14 protein-coding genes are annotated in these 16,554 nt (G+C 66.8%); 6 read left to right on the forward strand and 8 right to left on the reverse strand.

Annotation, left to right across the window (positions count from 1 at the left end; all coding sequences use genetic code 11):
- Window positions 1–72 precede the first annotated feature (72 nt).
- Window positions 73–3,381 (reverse strand): WD40 repeat domain-containing serine/threonine protein kinase, encoded by a 3,309-nt coding sequence (locus tag DB30_RS32425; RefSeq protein WP_165704056.1) that lies wholly within the window; start codon window positions 3,379–3,381, stop codon window positions 73–75.
- Window positions 3,382–4,254: 873 nt separating this feature from the next.
- Entirely contained in the window at window positions 4,255–5,259 is a 1,005-nt protein-coding gene (locus tag DB30_RS32430) for a hypothetical protein (protein ID WP_052556370.1), read from the reverse strand.
- A gap of 284 nt (window positions 5,260–5,543) precedes the next feature.
- On the opposite strand from DB30_RS32430, the gene DB30_RS32435 reads away from it, so the two are divergent.
- Both DB30_RS32435 and DB30_RS32440 read left to right on the forward strand, forming a co-directional pair.
- Window positions 5,544–6,170 carry an RNA polymerase sigma factor gene (locus DB30_RS32435; protein ID WP_052556372.1) on the forward strand — a complete coding sequence of 209 codons (627 nt, stop codon included), beginning with the start codon at window positions 5,544–5,546 and terminating at the stop codon, window positions 6,168–6,170.
- Between the two features lie 120 nt (window positions 6,171–6,290).
- Complete coding sequence (locus tag DB30_RS32440; protein WP_146661609.1) at window positions 6,291–6,650, forward strand: hypothetical protein; 360 nt, start codon at window positions 6,291–6,293, stop codon at window positions 6,648–6,650.
- A gap of 334 nt (window positions 6,651–6,984) precedes the next feature.
- Here the strand turns inward: DB30_RS32440 and DB30_RS32445 are convergent, their stop codons facing one another.
- The gene (locus tag DB30_RS32445) at window positions 6,985–7,860 is read right to left on the reverse strand and encodes a calcium-binding EGF-like domain-containing protein (protein ID WP_052556374.1); all 876 of its coding nucleotides are present in this window, start codon (window positions 7,858–7,860) and stop codon (window positions 6,985–6,987) included.
- 219 nt (window positions 7,861–8,079) lie between these two features.
- On the opposite strand from DB30_RS32445, the gene DB30_RS32450 reads away from it, so the two are divergent.
- Both DB30_RS32450 and DB30_RS32455 read left to right on the forward strand, forming a co-directional pair.
- Window positions 8,080–8,364 (forward strand): hypothetical protein, encoded by a 285-nt coding sequence (locus tag DB30_RS32450; RefSeq protein WP_146661612.1) that lies wholly within the window; start codon window positions 8,080–8,082, stop codon window positions 8,362–8,364.
- Window positions 8,365–8,538: 174 nt separating this feature from the next.
- Window positions 8,539–10,119, forward strand: a complete 1,581-nt coding sequence (locus DB30_RS32455) for a sodium bicarbonate transporter family protein (RefSeq protein ID WP_146661614.1) — start codon at window positions 8,539–8,541, stop codon at window positions 10,117–10,119.
- A gap of 196 nt (window positions 10,120–10,315) precedes the next feature.
- Here DB30_RS32455 and DB30_RS32460 read toward each other — a convergent pair whose 3' ends face one another.
- From DB30_RS32460 to DB30_RS32475, 4 genes are all read right to left on the reverse strand, one after another.
- Window positions 10,316–10,609: a hypothetical protein gene (locus DB30_RS32460; protein WP_146661615.1), complete on the reverse strand. Its 294-nt coding sequence runs from the start codon at window positions 10,607–10,609 to the stop codon at window positions 10,316–10,318.
- 85 nt (window positions 10,610–10,694) lie between these two features.
- Complete coding sequence (locus DB30_RS32465) at window positions 10,695–11,180, reverse strand: hypothetical protein (RefSeq protein ID WP_146661617.1); 486 nt, start codon at window positions 11,178–11,180, stop codon at window positions 10,695–10,697.
- 207 nt (window positions 11,181–11,387) lie between these two features.
- Window positions 11,388–12,062 carry an RNA polymerase sigma factor gene (locus tag DB30_RS32470; RefSeq protein ID WP_240480383.1) on the reverse strand — a complete coding sequence of 225 codons (675 nt, stop codon included), beginning with the start codon at window positions 12,060–12,062 and terminating at the stop codon, window positions 11,388–11,390.
- A 48-nt stretch (window positions 12,063–12,110) separates the two neighbouring features.
- The gene (locus tag DB30_RS32475) at window positions 12,111–12,389 is read right to left on the reverse strand and encodes a hypothetical protein (RefSeq protein ID WP_052556385.1); all 279 of its coding nucleotides are present in this window, start codon (window positions 12,387–12,389) and stop codon (window positions 12,111–12,113) included.
- Window positions 12,390–12,640: 251 nt separating this feature from the next.
- Between DB30_RS32475 and DB30_RS32480 the strand changes: the two genes are divergently transcribed.
- Both DB30_RS32480 and DB30_RS32485 read left to right on the forward strand, forming a co-directional pair.
- Window positions 12,641–13,642, forward strand: a complete 1,002-nt coding sequence (locus tag DB30_RS32480) for a terpene synthase family protein (protein ID WP_052556387.1) — start codon at window positions 12,641–12,643, stop codon at window positions 13,640–13,642.
- A gap of 131 nt (window positions 13,643–13,773) precedes the next feature.
- The gene (locus DB30_RS32485) at window positions 13,774–14,688 is read left to right on the forward strand and encodes a M14 family metallopeptidase (protein WP_052556431.1); all 915 of its coding nucleotides are present in this window, start codon (window positions 13,774–13,776) and stop codon (window positions 14,686–14,688) included.
- Between the two features lie 112 nt (window positions 14,689–14,800).
- On the opposite strand, the gene DB30_RS32490 is transcribed toward DB30_RS32485, so the two are convergent.
- A complete protein-coding gene (locus tag DB30_RS32490; protein WP_165704055.1) occupies window positions 14,801–16,318 on the reverse strand; it encodes a hypothetical protein in 1,518 nt (505 codons plus the stop codon).
- Window positions 16,319–16,554 lie beyond the last annotated feature (236 nt).

Here is a 16,554-nt window from a genome sequence, read left to right on the forward strand (position 1 = left end):
GGCCGCAGCAGATCGTAACAGTGGTAGGCGGGCGCGCCGCCATGGATTTTCCCCGGCGGCGCGGACACGGGCTCAGCCGCGGCAGTGCGGCGCTGCTCGTTCGGCCAGCTCGGAGCGCGCGAGCAGCTTGCAGGCTGCATCGACCAGACCCGGCACGCTCAGTGGCAGCGTCACCAGTCCGCCGTCGTCGCCGACGATCTCGAGGACCAGCCCGTGCTCGCTCGCGCGGGTCTTGGCCGGGCGCGTCGGCGACAGCCGGCCGGGGACCCGGAACAGCTCGCGGCCATCGGCGAGCCGCAGCACCGCGATCTCGCGGGGGCCAGCGTTGATCAGGATCAGCTGCCCGTCGCTGGACAGCTGCGGCTCGCGGTCGTAGCCGCGTAGGTCGAGCTCGCGGATCAGCCCGCCGCTCGCCGTGTCCCACAGTTGGCCGGGGTTGTGCTCGGTCGCGAGTCCGTTGCAAGACGACAGCAGCAGTCGGCCGTCGGGCGAGAGCTGCGACCAGCCGGCGTCCTCGCTGGGGCACTGCTCGTCAACGCGGAAGGTCTGGCCTGATGCGTCGCGGATGACGTTGAGGCCGAGGGTCGTGCGGAGCCGCAGCGCGCCATCAGAGCGCAAGTGCAGCCGCATCTCGCCTTGGCCCTTGGCCTCGGGAACGGTGAAGTGCTCGCGCGCGCGGCAGGTGTCGATGTCCCAGATCTGCACGACGCCCGCCCCGTCGAGGCTAGCGAACACCAAGCCATCGGGGCTCAGCGCCCAGCCTTCGCTGTCGCGGGCGTCGATCCGACACACCGGGTCGGCCGCGCCGAGCTCGAGGACCTCGTAGTGCTGATCCGCCTCGTAGGCCACGCGCGTGGGTCGGTCGGTCGCAAAGCCGAGCGGCTGGGTGCCCTCGTACTTGCTGTCGACCACGCTTGGCGTGCTGGCCCCGGCGCGCGGGTACACTTGGATCGCGCCGTAGCGGATCTGGGTCACGACCACCTCGTCGGAGAACGCCCGGATGGTCTCGCGCTCTGGCGCGACGAAGCGGTCAAGCTCGAGGTGCGGCGCGGGGCTCCACAGCCGCGCGCTGCCGTTGGCCACCGACGCGACGAAGCGGCCATCACGGCTGGCGACGAGCGCCTCGGCCTCCGCCGCGGCCTGGCGTGGGCGGGTGTTCGGTCGCTCGAACCACTCGCCCTCGCTGACCGCCAGCCAGCCATGCGGCAGCGCGACGCCCTGGGCCGAGCCGCTGGATTGCATGTAGCTCAACCGGCCCGCGTCCACGTCGAACACCGTCAGGCCAGCGCCGCGGCCTTGCAGCATCAGCTCGCTGCCGTCGTGGGACAGCAGCGGCAGGCTGAAGAACCACCCCCAGGTCGCAGGCTCGAGATCGATCTGCGTGCCCTCGCGGGTCTCGAGGTCCCAGATCACCAGCGCGTCGCGGTCGGCCTCGACCGAGGCGAGCTTGCGTCCATCGCCCGACAAGGTCACGTGGCCGGACCGGGTCGAGTTGGCGAGCGCGGGGTTGGGGTGCGCGCCCTGGCGCGGGAGCAGGGCCTCGCGCTCGCCGGTGGCGGTAGCGAGCAGCTCGATCGCCGCGCTGCTGCCCTGGGCGGAGTGAACGATCAGGCGCTCGCCGTCGGGGTGGACCAGCATCGCGCCCGCGAAGTCCGGGATCGACCGAGACCATCGCTGGGCGCCGTCGTCGATCCCCCACGCTGCCACGCCGCAGGTGCTCGCGTCGGCTTCGTCGGGGCAGGGGAGCTGGGCGAAGAGGGTCTGACCGTCGGTCGAGAACGCCGGATCCGTGCACCCGTCGAGCGCGTGGACCTGCTCGGCGGCCCGCTCGCCGGCTTCGAGCTCGAACACGACGCAGCGCCGAGCCGAGCTGACCGCGACCACGCGGCCGTCGGGGCTGATCGCCGGCGCGTGCGAGCCAACGTCGAGCTCGCCAAGCTCGATCGTATGCAGCACCTGCGCGGGCTGGGTCGACCAGACCTCGAGCACGCCCGCAGGCGCAGCGGCTTGCTCGCGCTCAACCCCGCGCTTCGGGTGCGAGGGCGTCGTCACCAGCCGCGAGCCGTCGGCCGAGAACTGGACCGACGCGACCAGGCGCTGCGACGACGCGAGGTCAGCGACGGGCACGACCGACGTCAGCGCCGACGCGAGCCCCTGCACGGCGACCTGGGGGACATCGGCGGGGTCGTCACCCACCGCGCCGAGCAACTCCACGCCGAGCGCGAGCGCCTCGAGCTCGCGGCCGGGTGTGCGCGCGGCGATCTGAATCTCGTTGGCGCGCCCAGCTTGGTCGAGGACGCCGCGCTCGAACGCCAGACGATCCGCGCGCTCGGCCTCGCTCGCGATCACGTCGGCCTGGGCGTCGAGCTGCTGCTCGTAGTCATCGATCATCGCCAAGCCCCCAATTGCGACGATCGGCACGACCACCGCCGCGGTCGCGGCCGCGAGCTGCCAGCGCGCGCGAGGCTGCAGCGCGTCGAGCAGGGCCTGCATCGTTGCCCAGCGCTGATCCGGGTCCGCCGCGAGCCCGCGATTGAGCGCCCGCGCGAGCCGACGCGACCGGACCCTCGCGGTGATCGGCGCGCCGCGTCGCCCCTCGCTGACGTTGACGCTCAGCTCCGCGACGCTGTCGCCCGCGAACGGGCGCGACCCCGTCAGCGCCTCGAACAGCGCCACACAAAACCCAAACTGATCCGTGCGCGCGTCGACCCTGGCGCCTGCGAATTGCTCTGGGGCCATGTACGCCGGCGTGCCGAGCAAGGTCCCCGTCGTCGTCAGCTCCACGTCGAGCGCCCGCGTCTGCGTGCTCGCGTCTGCGACCAGGCCGATCTGTGCAGCTTCGCCTGTTCCGGCGACCAGACCAAAGTCCAGCACGCGCGCGCAGCCTTGGTCGTCGACGATCACGTTCGAGGGCTTGAAGTCACGGTGGACCAGCCCAGCCTCGTGCGCGGCCGCCAGCCCGCGGCCAGCCTGAACGTACTTGTCGAGGATCGAGTGAGCGCTGGGGCGCGCGCCCGCGGCCTGCTCGCCCGCGGTCCACTCGGCCAGGGTCTGGCCCTCGACGAACTCCATGACCACGTAGACCTGGCCCTCGTGCTCGCCGGCCTCGTAGACCTGGACGACGTTGGGGTGCGAGAGCTTGGCCAGGGCCTGGGCCTCGCGCAGCAGCCGGGTTCGCTGGTCGAGATCATTGCCAAAGGTGGTGGGTAGCAGCTTGATCGCGACCTTGCGGTCCAGCGTGGGGTCGTAGGCCGCGAACACCTGGCCCATCCCACCCGCGCCGACGAAGCGCAGGACCACGTAGCGACCGATCGACTCGACCGGGGTCTCGCCGGGGAACATCCGCTGGCGCAGCAGCTGGCGGCCGAGCGACGCTCCCAAGTCCCGGACTGTGCCGCGCGCTGTTGTCTCTTGCTGCATGGATCCCGCGTTGGAGCTCCGGTGGCGATGATCGCACGCCGCGGCGTCATGTGTTCGTGTCTGCATGGGTCTTGGGCCTCATTTGACCTGTTCCCGGCTGGGGTTGGGGCAATTGAAAAAACTTCGATCGCGCTCTCTTGCCCGGGCGCGGGCTTGCGGCGGCCCACGGCGCATCGTTGGCCCACTGCGACGATGTGGCGGAGTTTACGGGGGAGCTGTGAGATGCGAGAGCAGCGCGTCGACTTCGAGTCATGGCGGCACCCACGCCAACCGACCTCGGGCTTCAACCTCGATCCTGACGACACCATCGCCTTGCCCATATTGCCACCTGCTAGAGCACCGACCAGTTTGAATTCACGACGCCAGGCACATCTGGGGCCGCTCCTGCCGTTGTCGACTCGGCGCTCGCAGTATGCCGGATACAGCTTCGGCCTCGCTCCTAGGCAGGAACGGCCCCAGACGCACCTGACGACGCGACTCCAAACTGATCGGCGCTCTAGCGATCCAGACCCGGGATCTCCTCGAGTTTGGGCGGGGGAGCGGTGCTGTTGGCCCGCCCGTGCGCGTTTGTTGCGGCCAGGAGCAATGACCGCCTGATCGACTCATGAGTCTTGGTCTGCGACGTGCTGGAGTAGAGGCCAAATCCACTGAATAGTTGGGGTGGCCAGTGAAGTAGACCCAGTCGCCCGAAACCAAGTTCGCAGGCCCGCCGCGACCGAGCCGAACATGAGGCTCGAGACGAGAAGGCCTGCAAGCACGAACCGGGCTGCGCGGGTAGACGATCCCAGCTCGACCGCGATCACCTCCGCAGCCAAACATGGGGGCGATCGGAGCTCAGCCCTCGTAGACCTCGGATTTGATCTTCTGAATGATCTTCGTATAGCTGGCCCCGATCGTCGCCGTGATGTCCGGGCCCGTGTACTTTCCGGTGCCCTTGCCCAGCGCAAACCGACAGACGCCGGCGACCGGAGCGGGATACACGTACGGCGCCTTCTTGCTTGGTGGCGCCCACGACAGGGTCAGGCCGTAGGAGCCGTGCTCGAAGCTGCCCGAGCCGCAGCCGTCGACGAACCACCCTTTGATGTTGGTGGGGTCCTTCGACAAGAAGCCCATGCTGACGCCAACCTCGACGCCCAGGGACGGATCCTTGGAGGTTGTGAGCCCGGCCGAGAAGCCCCCGGCGGTGAACACCGCGGACTTGTACTTGTGCCGCACGTGGTTATCGAGCAGCTGCACGACGCCGACCGAGCCGCCGCCGCCCACAGCGACGTGACTGCCACTCAGGCCGACAGAGACGTCGACGGCCATGATGAAGCAGGTGCCGAACATCTTGTGACCCTTCACGATCGCCTTTTGGACGAGCTTGTGATCGAGCATCTCGAGCAGCCCCGTCTCGGCCTCGGAGAACTCTCCGTCGACGAGGACATCGCGCAGGCCCCCGATCACGTTGTCAGGACTCTTGCAGATCTCGTGGGTTGCCTCGCCGAGCAGCAGCACGATCTCGATGTACTCTTCGAGATACTTCCGATAGGCGTCTTGGTAGGCCGCCTGAATGGCATCCTGGGCTAGATCCTCGATCCAGTCGGCGCCCTGCTTGAACTTCTTCCCGGCGTACTTTACCGCCGACTTGTACTCGCCCGGGTTGTAGTCGAACGCCTCGTCGAGATCGCCCACTAGCGCCCCGGTCGCCGCGTTGTACTGCTTGCCGACGGACTTGCCGGCTGACTTGCCGACTGACTTAGAGGCGTCGTCGACGACCTTGCCCGCGTCCTTGGCCACATCCTCGGCCTTATCCACGGTCTTGTTCGCGGTCTTCTTCAGCTTCTTCCATTTTCCCATTGTGTCCTCCTTGGCAATGTCGCCGTATTCGTGTGGAGCTTTGCATGGAACCTGTGGCTCTGCGGTGTCCGAAAATCGGACAGTCGATGGCCAGATTCGAGACAGCGTCGCGACGAATGGAACCGAGTCAGGAAGTCTCCATCGGAGCAGACGTCCGCCGAGAGCTCGGCTGATCTCCGAGATCTCTCGCTGTAGCGACTGGGACGTGGCCTTGCCCACGCGCGCGAACGGTTCCTGGCCGGTCCGGGGCAATTGAAGCGCTTCGATTGCGCTATCCTGCCCGCGTGACCCCAGACGCCGCGCTCCTCGCAGCTTGGCGGGACGGTGATACCCGGGCCGGCTCGCAGCTGTTCGACCGGCACTACGCCCGGCTCGCGCGCTTCTTCAAGAACAAGGTTGGCGATGAGATCTACGACCTGATCCAGCAGACCATGCTGACCTGCCTCGAGCGCTGCGATCAGCTGCGCGACGACGCCCGGTTCGCGCCGTTCTTGCTCGGCGTCGCCCGCAACGTGCTCCTTCACCACTACCGAACCCGCGCGCGCAAGCACGACAAGCTCGACTTCGACGTCAGCTCGGTCGCGGATCTGTTCGTGGGCGGCACGACGATCATCGCCCGACGCCAGCGTGATCGCGCGCTGCTCGAGGCGCTGCGGCGGCTGCCCGTCGAAGACCAGATCCTGCTCGAGCTCTACTACTGGGAGGAGCTCGGCGGGCCTGCGCTGGCCGAGCTCTACGCCGTCCCCGAGGGCACGATCCGCACGCGGCTCCGCAAGGCCCGGCAGGCGCTCGAGCAGGCGCTGGGGCGAGTGGGGCGCTCGCTCGGCGTCGCGCTGACCGACAGCGGCGACAACCTCGACGCATGGGCACGCGAGATCCGGGCGCTGGTCGACGGCGCGGGCTCGGACTGATCTGATGTTTTGCTTCATGCTCCGGCCATCGCAACTGAGACCCCTGTGGCTCGCGCTCGCGCTCGCTGCCTCCCACGGCTGCGAGCGGCGACTTTGGGCAGCTGGACGGTCCCGGCCGACGTGCCACGAGGTGACGAAGGCCACTCGATCCTGGTCCACGCAGAAGCCTGCGCGCCCCACCTGCTCCACTACGATCCCGAGCACGGATGGAGCCTCGAGGCCCTGCCCGCGAGCGCGGAGCCACCCGAGACCATGTGGCCCGACGAGCGAGGTGGGCTATGGGTTCGTGTCGGTGACGCGCTGTTGTATCGAGACACGGATGCTCGCTGGCACGACGTCGCGCCCCCCGAGAGCTGGTCGCCGGGGAGGCAGCTCGATGTCGCCAACGTGATGTTCTCGAATGACCTGCTGGTGATGGTTGGAGAGCCTGGGCTGCGGGTCGTGTTTGCGACCCAGGGGCCTGTCGACTCCGAGATGTAGCGTTCACTGACCGTTGGTGTAGTTTCCGCCCGTTCGCCAGCCATCGGCCGAGGTACGGGACCTCGATGACGAGACGATCGCAGCAGACGCAGAGCGCTTCGCAGCACGCCGCCACGAGCCGAGCCCGCAGCCGGCGTTCGAATGACGCACGCCTGCCTGGCGATTGCAGGAGCTCACCCCCCAGCAGACCCCGGCAGCGCTAGGATCGGGACGTGAAGCAAGAGGCCATCGACTTCGGCATCGACGTGACCCTGCTCGAGGCTAACCTCGCACGCACGCCTGCCCAGCGATTGCAGGAGCTGGTGGCGATGAATCGTGTTGCAGCGGTCCCGCCTCAGCGGATCTGCACGCACATGAGCGCGGCGTTGTTGTTGGCGGGGACCGGGAAGTCGCCGAAGTCGCTGTCGCGGTCGTAGTAGACGTCGTAGATGCCGGGGATGACGTGGGTGGTGTACGACGCGCCGACCGTGTCGGCGAGGAAGAAGCGATCCTGGGTGACGGTGTCGACGAGGTAGATGACGGCGTCGTGGTCGTAGTCGTTGTGGGGGACGCCGGTGATCGAGGCCTCGCCGCTGACGCTGACGCCGTTGACGACGATGTCGAGCGAGGTCGACTGGGTGAGGTCGACGCCAGTCATGAGCTTGGCGTTGTTGTTGGCGGGGACCGGGAAGTCGCCGAAGTCGCTGTCGCGGTCGTAGTAGACGTCGTAGATGCCGGGGATGACGTGGGTGGTGTACGACGCGCCGACCGTGTCGGCGAGGAAGAAGCGATCCTGGGTGACGGTGTCGACGAGGTAGATGACGGCGTCGTGGTCGTAGTCGTTGTGGGGAACGCCGGTGATCGTGGCCTCGCCGTTGACGCTGACGCTGGGTATGACGAAGTCGAGGTCTTGCGGGTCGACGAACGGGCAGGCGATGCACTCGAGGGCGTCGGGGAGGTAGCCTGGATCGCACGCACAGGTCGCTTCGCCTGCGACGACGACGCAGTCGCCATGGCCGGAGCAGTCGACGTCTGCGCAAGGATCCGAGTCGCCGTCGCCGTCACCGGGGTCGCCGTCGCCGTCACCTGGGTCGCCGTCGCCGTCACCTGAGTCGCCCGTGTCGCTGTCACCGTCGCCACTCTCGAATCCGGCCTCGCCGAGGCTAGCGAATTGGCTCGTGTTCGCGCCGTCGTCACCTCCGCAGGCCGAAGCTCCGAGTGTGCAGAGCAAGAGAACGGGTAGGACGTCAGTGCGCCTGGGTGTCATGTGGCGGCGAGAGTATCAGCCTCCGTCGAAGTCGTCGTCTTCGTCGAGCACCCCGGACACGTCGACCTCGGGCTCGATCTCATCGTTTTCGCGCATCTGCTCGAAAGACGACGAGTCCATGGGGTTGCTCCCCGTCGGCGCAGCCCGTAATAATCCCCCGGCTTGCGGGTGTATCTCTCAGCGGTGGTCTGGCTCGCGTGTCTGCTGTGCATGGCGATCCCGCTGAGGGCCAACGTGCTCGGCGCCGAGGACGCGCCGCTGGTGACCAGCGAGCAGGACGCTGGAGAAGAGCCGAAGGACACCGCGGAGCGCGTCGCGAGCGAGGACGACGATGACCTTCCCCTCGAACGGAAGATCGTCGCCGCCGTCGCCAAGACGCCCGCGCACAAGTTCTCCATGAGCGACCCGCCGCTCGGGCTTGGCCATGACCGGCCACCCTTTCGTCCGCCTCGAGCCGCGCACACCTGATTGGCTCGCCGACGCGCGGGATCATCTTTGTTCTCGATCGCGTCGCCGAGTCCCCAACCCTTGGCCCGAGCGTCGCTCGGCGGTTCCGAGGAGGGGGGGAGCTCGAGTGAGTCGTAGCGCATGGCCTTCGTGGCCCTGCGATCGCCAACGCGTGTGAATGGAGGAGCAAATACAATGGCAAAAGATCAATTGGACCTGAGTGAAGACGATGGCATGACCCGAACGGGGCGCCTCGCGGGCGGGCTGCGCAACGACCTGCGCCGCCGCTTGCCCCACTACCTGAGTGACTGGCGCGACGGGCTGCACCCCAAGGTCGCCGGCTCGACGCTGTTTCTGTTCTTCGCCTGCCTCGCCAACGCGATCGCGTTTGGCGGTCTGACCGGGCTGGTCACGGGCGGCGAGATCGGGACCCTCGAGATGATCGTCGCCACGGCGGCGGGCGGGATCGCGTTTGCCCTGTTCTCGGGGCAGCCGCTGACGATCCTCGGCGGCACCGGGCCAATCGTGATCTTCACGGGGCTGCTGTACACGACCTGCGGTCAGCTCGGGCTGCCGTTCTTGCCGGTCTACGCGTGGGTCGGGCTGTGGTCCGGGCTGATCTTGCTGCTGTTGGCGATCACGGACGCCAGCTTCCTGATGCGCTATTTCACGCGCTTCACCGATGAAATCTTCGCCGCGCTGATCGCCGTGATCTTCATCGTCGAAGCCGTGAAGTCCGTGGTCGTGGCCTTCACAGACGAGGGCTCGCTCGTCGCAACGGGGCTGCTCTCGCTGATCTTGGCGGTGGGCACCTACCTGATCGCGCGCAGCCTCAAGGGCTTCCTTCACACGCCCTTCCTTCACCGGCGCGTGCGTGAGCTGGTGTCGGACTTTGGTCCGGCCCTGGCGATCGGTGTGATGACCGGCTTCGCGCTGCTGTTCCCCTACGTCGAGCTCGAGGTCGCCGCGATCCCCGAGACCCTGTCAACGACGACGGGTCGGCCATGGCAGGTCGATCTGTTGGCGCTCCCGACCTGGGCGATCTTCGCAGCGGTGGGGCCGGCGATCCTCGCCACGATCCTGCTGTTTTTGGATCAGAACATCTCGACCCGCCTCGTCAACGCCAAGAGCCACAAGCTGAAGAAGGGCCCGGGCTTCCACCTCGATCTCGCGGTCGTCGGCGTGATCACGGGCGTGTGCTCGATCTTCGGGTTGCCGTGGATCGTCGCGGCCACCGTACATGCCCTCAACCACGTCAAGAGCCTCGCAACCACGGAGATCGTCGCCGACGGCGGCGCCATCAGCGAGCGCATCGTGTCGGTCCGCGAGAACCGGGTCTCACCCTTCATGATCCACGTGCTGATCGCCGGCTCGATCCTGATCCTGCCGTTGATCAAGCTGATCCCGATGCCGGTGCTGTTCGGGCTGTTCCTCTACATGGGCTTTGCGACCCTCACGGGCAACGAGCTGGCTGACCGCGCCGTGTTGTGGTTCACCGACAGGAATCTCTACCCCGAGACCCACTACTTGCGCCGGGTCTCGCGTCGCAAGATCCACCTGTTCACGATTATCCAGCTCGGTGGCTTGGTCGCGCTGTGGGTGCTCAAGACCAGCCCGCTCGGGCTGTTGTTTCCGATCTTGATCGCGCTGCTCGTGCCGCTGCGGCTGGCGCTGAAGCGGTGGTTCACCGACGACGAGCTCGAGGCGCTCGATGGCGAAGAAACCGCCGAGGACGTCGAGATCGATCACATGCTCGCGGGCGACCTCCACGCCTGACCCGCCGGGCTCGGGTCTAGCCCCAAATCAAGCGCTGAATTGGAAAAGGTGAGTGATTTGGGGCTAGTACGAGCCGACAGGCGAGCGTTTGGGGTGAGCGAAGGGGGCTCCGCCGCCGAAGCGAGGGGGCTTTTGAAAGCCCCCTTGAAGACATAGTAGGCCCGAGTCGAGCGCGCAGCGCTTGATTCGGGTCTAGCTAGCCATCCGTTGGCTTGACGCGGGCTCGGCCGTCGCGCTTGCCGTCGAGCTCGTCGACCTCTTGGACCAGCCGAGCGAGGGTCTCGCGGTTCATGAGGCCTTGGTTCTCGAGGTAGAGGAACATGGCCTCGAGCACCAGCTCGGTGCGATCGAGCCGCTGCGTCGTTGCCTGCAGCTCGCGGCCGAGGCGGCCAATGTTGTCGGCGTCCAGCTCGGCGTCCAGGCGCAAGGTGTCGATGTCTTCGCGCTGACGGTACTCGCTGTCGAACAGGTGGGTGAACAAGCCGGCCATGGGCGGGAGCGTACCACCCGCGGCCTTGCTGCCAACGCGCCCCACAGGCTCAAACCCCGCGGGCGCGTTGGCCTCGCTACGTTGACTATTGCAGGGTCACCGTCCCGGATCCGTAGAACTCGGAGAAGCCGCCAAACCAGTCCCGCCCGATCAACAGATCGGCCGACTCGACCTTCGTGCTGCCGGGCTGGCAGACCGGGTTTGACAGCTCGTAGAAGTAGCCCTGGTTCGGGCTGTCCCAGGCGATCGACGTGGTCGACGACTCGAACTGGTAGAGCGTGTCCGTGAGCGTGAGCAGGCCCGGAGACGCCCACCCGCCGTACCACCCCGGAGCCATCGTGGTCACCGTCGCCCGGCCTTGGTCGAACTCGATGCTGATCGAGCTGCCATTCGGATCGACCTCGTTGGTGCCTTCGAACAGCGCGTCTTCGTTGGTACCGATCCAGTCCGCCGCGGAGCTACCGCAAGCGCGGGCCTCGACGGTCGAGGACGCCAGCAACACGAGGCTGCCGAGCGCGAGGGCGATGAAGGCACGAGGCCGGCGATTCTGAACATTGAGTGCGTGATTCATGTGTGTCTTGTTGTTTGTTTGTTTGTTTGTTTGTTTGTTTGTTTGTTTGTTTGTTTGTTTGTTTGGAGGCGTGAGTCTAAACGGGGGTCCTGCCGCGGCATGACTCGCTCCTCGGGGAGTGAGCTCGTCAGCACTTGCTCGAGTTCGATACCGTTGATTGTCTGGTCTCGAGCGTCATCGGTTTAGAGTCACGATGAAGCCCGATCGTTACGAATCAATCGCGCTTGGACTCTCGATCTTTGCGAGCACTCGAGAGACCACCCGATCGCAGCGTGGGGCATAGAACCTGAACATCTCCTCGACCGCCCCGCCGGCGACGTCCCGCAGCCGCCGCGTCACCTGCTGCCTCGCCCGATGTACTCGCACCCGGACCGCGACCTGTGAGATGCCGAGGGTCCGCGCGACCTCTCGCGTCGACTCCCCCTGCACGGCCCGGAGCACGAAGGCGGTGCGCAGCGCATCAGGCAGCCGATCCACCGCCTGTTCGAGCAGGGTCGCCATCTGAGCGAAGTGGGCCGCGCGCTCGGGGTCCTCGCCCCCGGTGACCTGCCCCGGGAGCTGGCCCTCCTCCTCGGACGCGACGAGGCGGGGGCCGCGGGGCCGCAGGACGCGGCTGGTCTCGTTGAGGGCGATGCGCACGAGCCACGTGCTGAAGCGCGCCCGCCCTTCGAATTCCCCAAGCGCGCGAAAGGCCGCAATATAGGCGCGCTGCATGACCTCCTCGACGTCGGCCTCGTTCTGGACCCGAGATCGCACGGCGCGATACACCCGCTCGTTGTGACGGCGCATGAGATCCTCGAAGGCCCGAGAGTCGCCGCTCAGCACGCGAGAGATGATCTCGGCGTCGGTGAGTTGGTCGTCGAGCGCATTGAGGCGACGCAAGGGGAGACCCATATTACTAAGAGGCCCGGACGCGGCGTTTCGTTACATTCAAATCGGCGCGCGGATGGCGAGCGGCGCGCAGGCTACCTGCGGCCAAGTCGGGTCGGTCAGCGCTTGCTCGCCGGCCAGCACCGCGGCGTGCAGCGCCTCGAACGGCGAGCCGATCCGCATGCGTGTGATCGGATCCGGGATGTCACGAGCAAGCTCGGTCAGCGTACGATAGCGATCGCGCGGCGTGGTCGCGAGGAGCTTGGCGTACAGCTCCAGCGCCCGCGAGTCGACGATGGCGGCGCCAGTGAACGCCAGTGAGATCAGCAGCTCGAGCAACCGCTCGCGGGTCGACTCGGGCCCGAGCGCAGCGCGGGCCGAGATGTCGAGCTGACCGCCGAGCGAGCGCTGACCGACCTGGATACGGCCTGGCGGCGGTCCTCTACGGGGTCACTTTCTTACTGCGCGGCTTCATGCGACTGTGACGCACCATGGCTCAGACACAGAGGAGCACCGCATCGTCAAGCGTTCTTGCACGTCTGCTAGGTGGCCCGTCGGGCCTGGGGACCCACGCTGCGAGGCTGTACGCCATGGGCCAGGCCGGTTCGTGGAACGCAGGGACCCGCACGGACTCTGAGCTTCATGGACGGCCTGCGTTCCGCATCGACGAGCCGCTGGGCAAGGAGATCAACGCGATGCTGGTTTCATGGGCCGGGGACATCGGCCTGTACGCCGGACACCTGGACTACCTCGAAGCCTGTGACTTCGGTCGGTATGCAATGCTCACCCATCCCAATACAGACGATCGGGATCGGCTCTTCCTGGTCGGGCAGTCGATGGTCGCGCTGTTCGCCTTGGACGACTATTACGTCGACGACAGCCGATCGGGCGCCTCCCTCGACCAGGTCGGGCGAAACCTGTCTCTGTGCATGTCTGCCCTGGATGAGCCCTATCTCACCAGCGAGTACGACCAGGCCACGCACCACGCCATGCAGTCAGCTCCCGTCCTGGTCGCGTTGCGCCAGTACATCGCGCGGACAGCGAGGTACGCCACGCCCCAACAGGTGGCCCGGGTCCGCCATGAAGACCTGGGCCTGTTCGTGGCCATGTGCCAGGAAGCCAGTTGGCGTACGAACAAGCACATCGCCCCGGTGTGGGAGTACCTGGGCGGCCGTCAAATCAATAGCTTCATGCCGTGTATGACCCTCATTGATGTGATCGACGGCTACGAGCTGCCCCACAACCTCTATTCTCTCCCCCAGGTGCGCCGTGCGGTGAAGCTGGCAGGCCTGATCTCGGTCTTGGTCAATGACCTGGTCTCGACGGAAAAAGAGAAGGACGCCGGCGTCGATCAATTCGGCGTGCGCGAGGCGATTGCGCACGAGGAAGGCTGCTCTTTTGAGGAGGCGCACGTCCTAGGTGTCCGCCTGCACAACGACCTCTACGCCGCATTCCAGCAACAGGCGAGCGACCTCTCCACACTCGCCACCCCCGAGCTCAGGATGTACCTGGTGGGTCTCGAGGCGTGGCTCGCGGGCAGTCGTGAGTGGCACTATCGGAGCGCCCGCTACCGGCGGAGCGAGGACGCGTAGCCCCTTGCCGGCGCAAGCAGGGGAGATGGGGGCGCGCGGAGATGACAACTATTCGATCGAGCGGGCTGCTAAAGAAGGTTTGGCGCTGGCCGATCCCTATGGCAAAACGTGGGTAGGCCCGCACCGTGACCATGAATCGATTTTACCCAATTGGCACCCCAGGAACCCCGTGGACCGAAGCTGACAAGGCCGCGTGGTACGAGCGCCGCGAGGTCCAGCGCAGCTACCAAGACGAAGTGCGCAGCAAGCTGGCGCGGCTCGATCCCTCGTTCAAAGTCCAGCAGTACGGCGCCCTCGACCTCGACCCCGATCGCTACCCGCTGCTGTGCGTGCGCGCGACCGAGGCCGGGCCAAGCGCACCGTGGGCGCTGATCACCGGCGGCGTGCACGGCTACGAGACCAGCGGCGTCCAAGGTGCGCTGGCGTTCCTCGAGACCGCGGCTGCGGGCTACGCCGAGCGGATCAACCTGGTCGTGGTGCCCTGCGTCAGCCCGTGGGGCTACGAGGTGATCAACCGGTGGAACCCGCAGGCGATCGATCCCAACCGCTCGTTTGTCGCGAATAGCCCGGCGCAAGAGTCCGCGGCGCTGATGCAGCTGGTCGCGTCGCTTGGCGTGGAGTTCTTGGTCCACATGGATCTGCACGAGACCACCGACAGCGACGAGGGCGAGTTTCGCCCGGCCCTCGCCGCGCGCGACGGCGAGGCGTTCGAGCCCGGCTTGATCCCCGATGGGTTCTACACGGTCGGCGACAGCGAGAACCCGCAGCCGGACTTTCAGGCCGCGATCGTGGCCGGCGTGGAGGCGGTGACCCACATCGCGCCGCCCGACGCCAACGGGGAGATCATCGGGGCCCCGGTCATGCAGCACGGCGTGATTCACTACCCGTTCGTGGCGCTGGGTCTGTGCGCTGGGATCACGGGCGCGACCTTCACGACCACGACCGAGGTCTACCCCGACAGCCCGAAGGTCACGGCTGCGCAGTGTAACGCTGCTCAGGTCGCGGCGGTCCGCGCTGCCCTGGATCACGCGCTCGCTCGGGTCTGAACGGCGCGGGCTTTCTCGAGCATGTGCGATCCATTCGCGACCGATCAACGACAAAAGGCGACACGCCTGACTCGCGTGTCGCCTTGTGAGCGGGGGGCGAAGGTAGACCGGATCAGCCGGGCGGGGGCACCGGCGACACGTCGCCGGGGATCGGCAGCTCGACGTCGCCGTACGCGGTCTTGTCTTGCGACACGATCTCTTGGTCGAGATCGATGACCGTGCTGTTGTTGATGTCGCCACCGCCGTAGGGCGTGCCCTGAAGGCCGTACACCACGTTGGGCGTGTAGAAGTCGAGCGCGTCGCCGGTCATCCACACGTAGCCGCCTGGATCGAAGTCGTGGTCGACCCCGCCCGCGGCGCTGTAGGGCATCAGCTCACCGACCACGTAGTTGGTGCCCTGCCAGACCCAGTCGCCATTGATGTAGTCGTAGTCGTAGGTGGTCGACTGGTGGGCGCCGGTCGACATGTCGCTGCTCATGGTCCGCTGGGCGATCAGCATCCAACCATCGTGAGCGAAGCTGAGGTCGGAGACCGGCTGCGAGCCCGGCACCTGAAACTCCATCTTCGCGGTCGCGGGGTCGGGCACGCCGTTGGCGTTTTGGTAGGCGACCGACCAGACCGTATTGGCCCCGTTGCCGCCCCAGATGCTGTAGTAGAGCCGACCCGCGTGGGACTGCACGGCCCAGGGCCGCTGGCCAAGCGGCGCGAACGCGCCGTTGGGCTCACCCATGTCGTTGGCGGGCCCCATCGTCACGTTGCCGGTCGAGTGGTGATAGGTGCTGACGATGTCGCCGCTATAGACGTCGAGCTGGTAGATGCGCCCGTCTTCGTGGTTTGAGACGTAGATGGTCTCGCTCACGCAGTCATAGTTGAGGTTGCCCATCGCCGGCCCATTGTTGGGGAGGGTCGCGAAGTTGCTGATCTCGCCGGTGATCCGGTCGACCTTCTTGATCGTCGAGGTGTTCTGCGTGGCGCCGTAGACCGTTGACGGGGCGACGTAGATGTTGCCCTCCGAGTCGAGGGTGATCCCGAAGATCCGACCGCCAAAGTTGGCCTCGTTCCAGGTTGGCCGGGTGTAGAGCGGGGCGAGGTAGTTCACGCTTGGCGGCGGCGGATCGCCCGAGATGTCGACGATCGTCATCAAGTGCTGGCCAAAATTGCCGCTCTGGACCCGGTGGGTGACGATGGCGATCGTCTTGTCCAGAAAGTCCGCGTACGCCGGATCTTCGAAGGCCGGGAAGCCTCCGGCGGCGCCGTAGATCTCGGACTCGCGGCACGAGCCGGGCCCGCCGGGGCCGCCCGTGCCTTCGCCAGCGTCCCCGATCACGCCAAGGTCGAACTTGGTGGTGCCACCCGATCCCGAGTCATCGCCGTCGCCGTCACCGTCACCCTCGCCGTCGCCGTCGCCCGTGTCTGGATCCCCATCACCTGTGTCGCCGTCGCCGTTGGTGGTGCTGTTGGTCGTGCTGTTGGTGTTGGTCGTGGAGTTGGTGCCGCCGTCCTCCGTACCGTCGTCGATGCCAGCGCTGAAGCGCTCGTCGGGTGACGGCGAGCATCCAGCGACGAGGCACAAGATGGAAGAGAGGGTGAGGCTGGCGGCTGCGATTCCACTACTATTGGCGATGGTCATGACAAAAACTCCCAGAGGCTGACACTCACACGCTACTCCTTCGTCGCCGCACGCGTAACCCCCATTTGGCGAAGAAACCACGCGCAGGCCCGCGCCGAGGTCGACCCCGACAGCCCGAAGGGCACGGCCGCAGGGGCAACCCGCTCGAATCCAAGCGTTCGCGAACACGTGCTCGCGCAAGCAAGGCGACACGCTGGAGCAGCGCGTCGCCTGGTCAGAGCGGAGCCGACCCGAGC

The organism is Enhygromyxa salina, assembly GCF_000737335.2.
In the GTDB taxonomy this organism is placed as follows: Bacteria; Myxococcota_A; Polyangia; order Nannocystales; family Nannocystaceae; genus Plesiocystis; species Plesiocystis salina_C.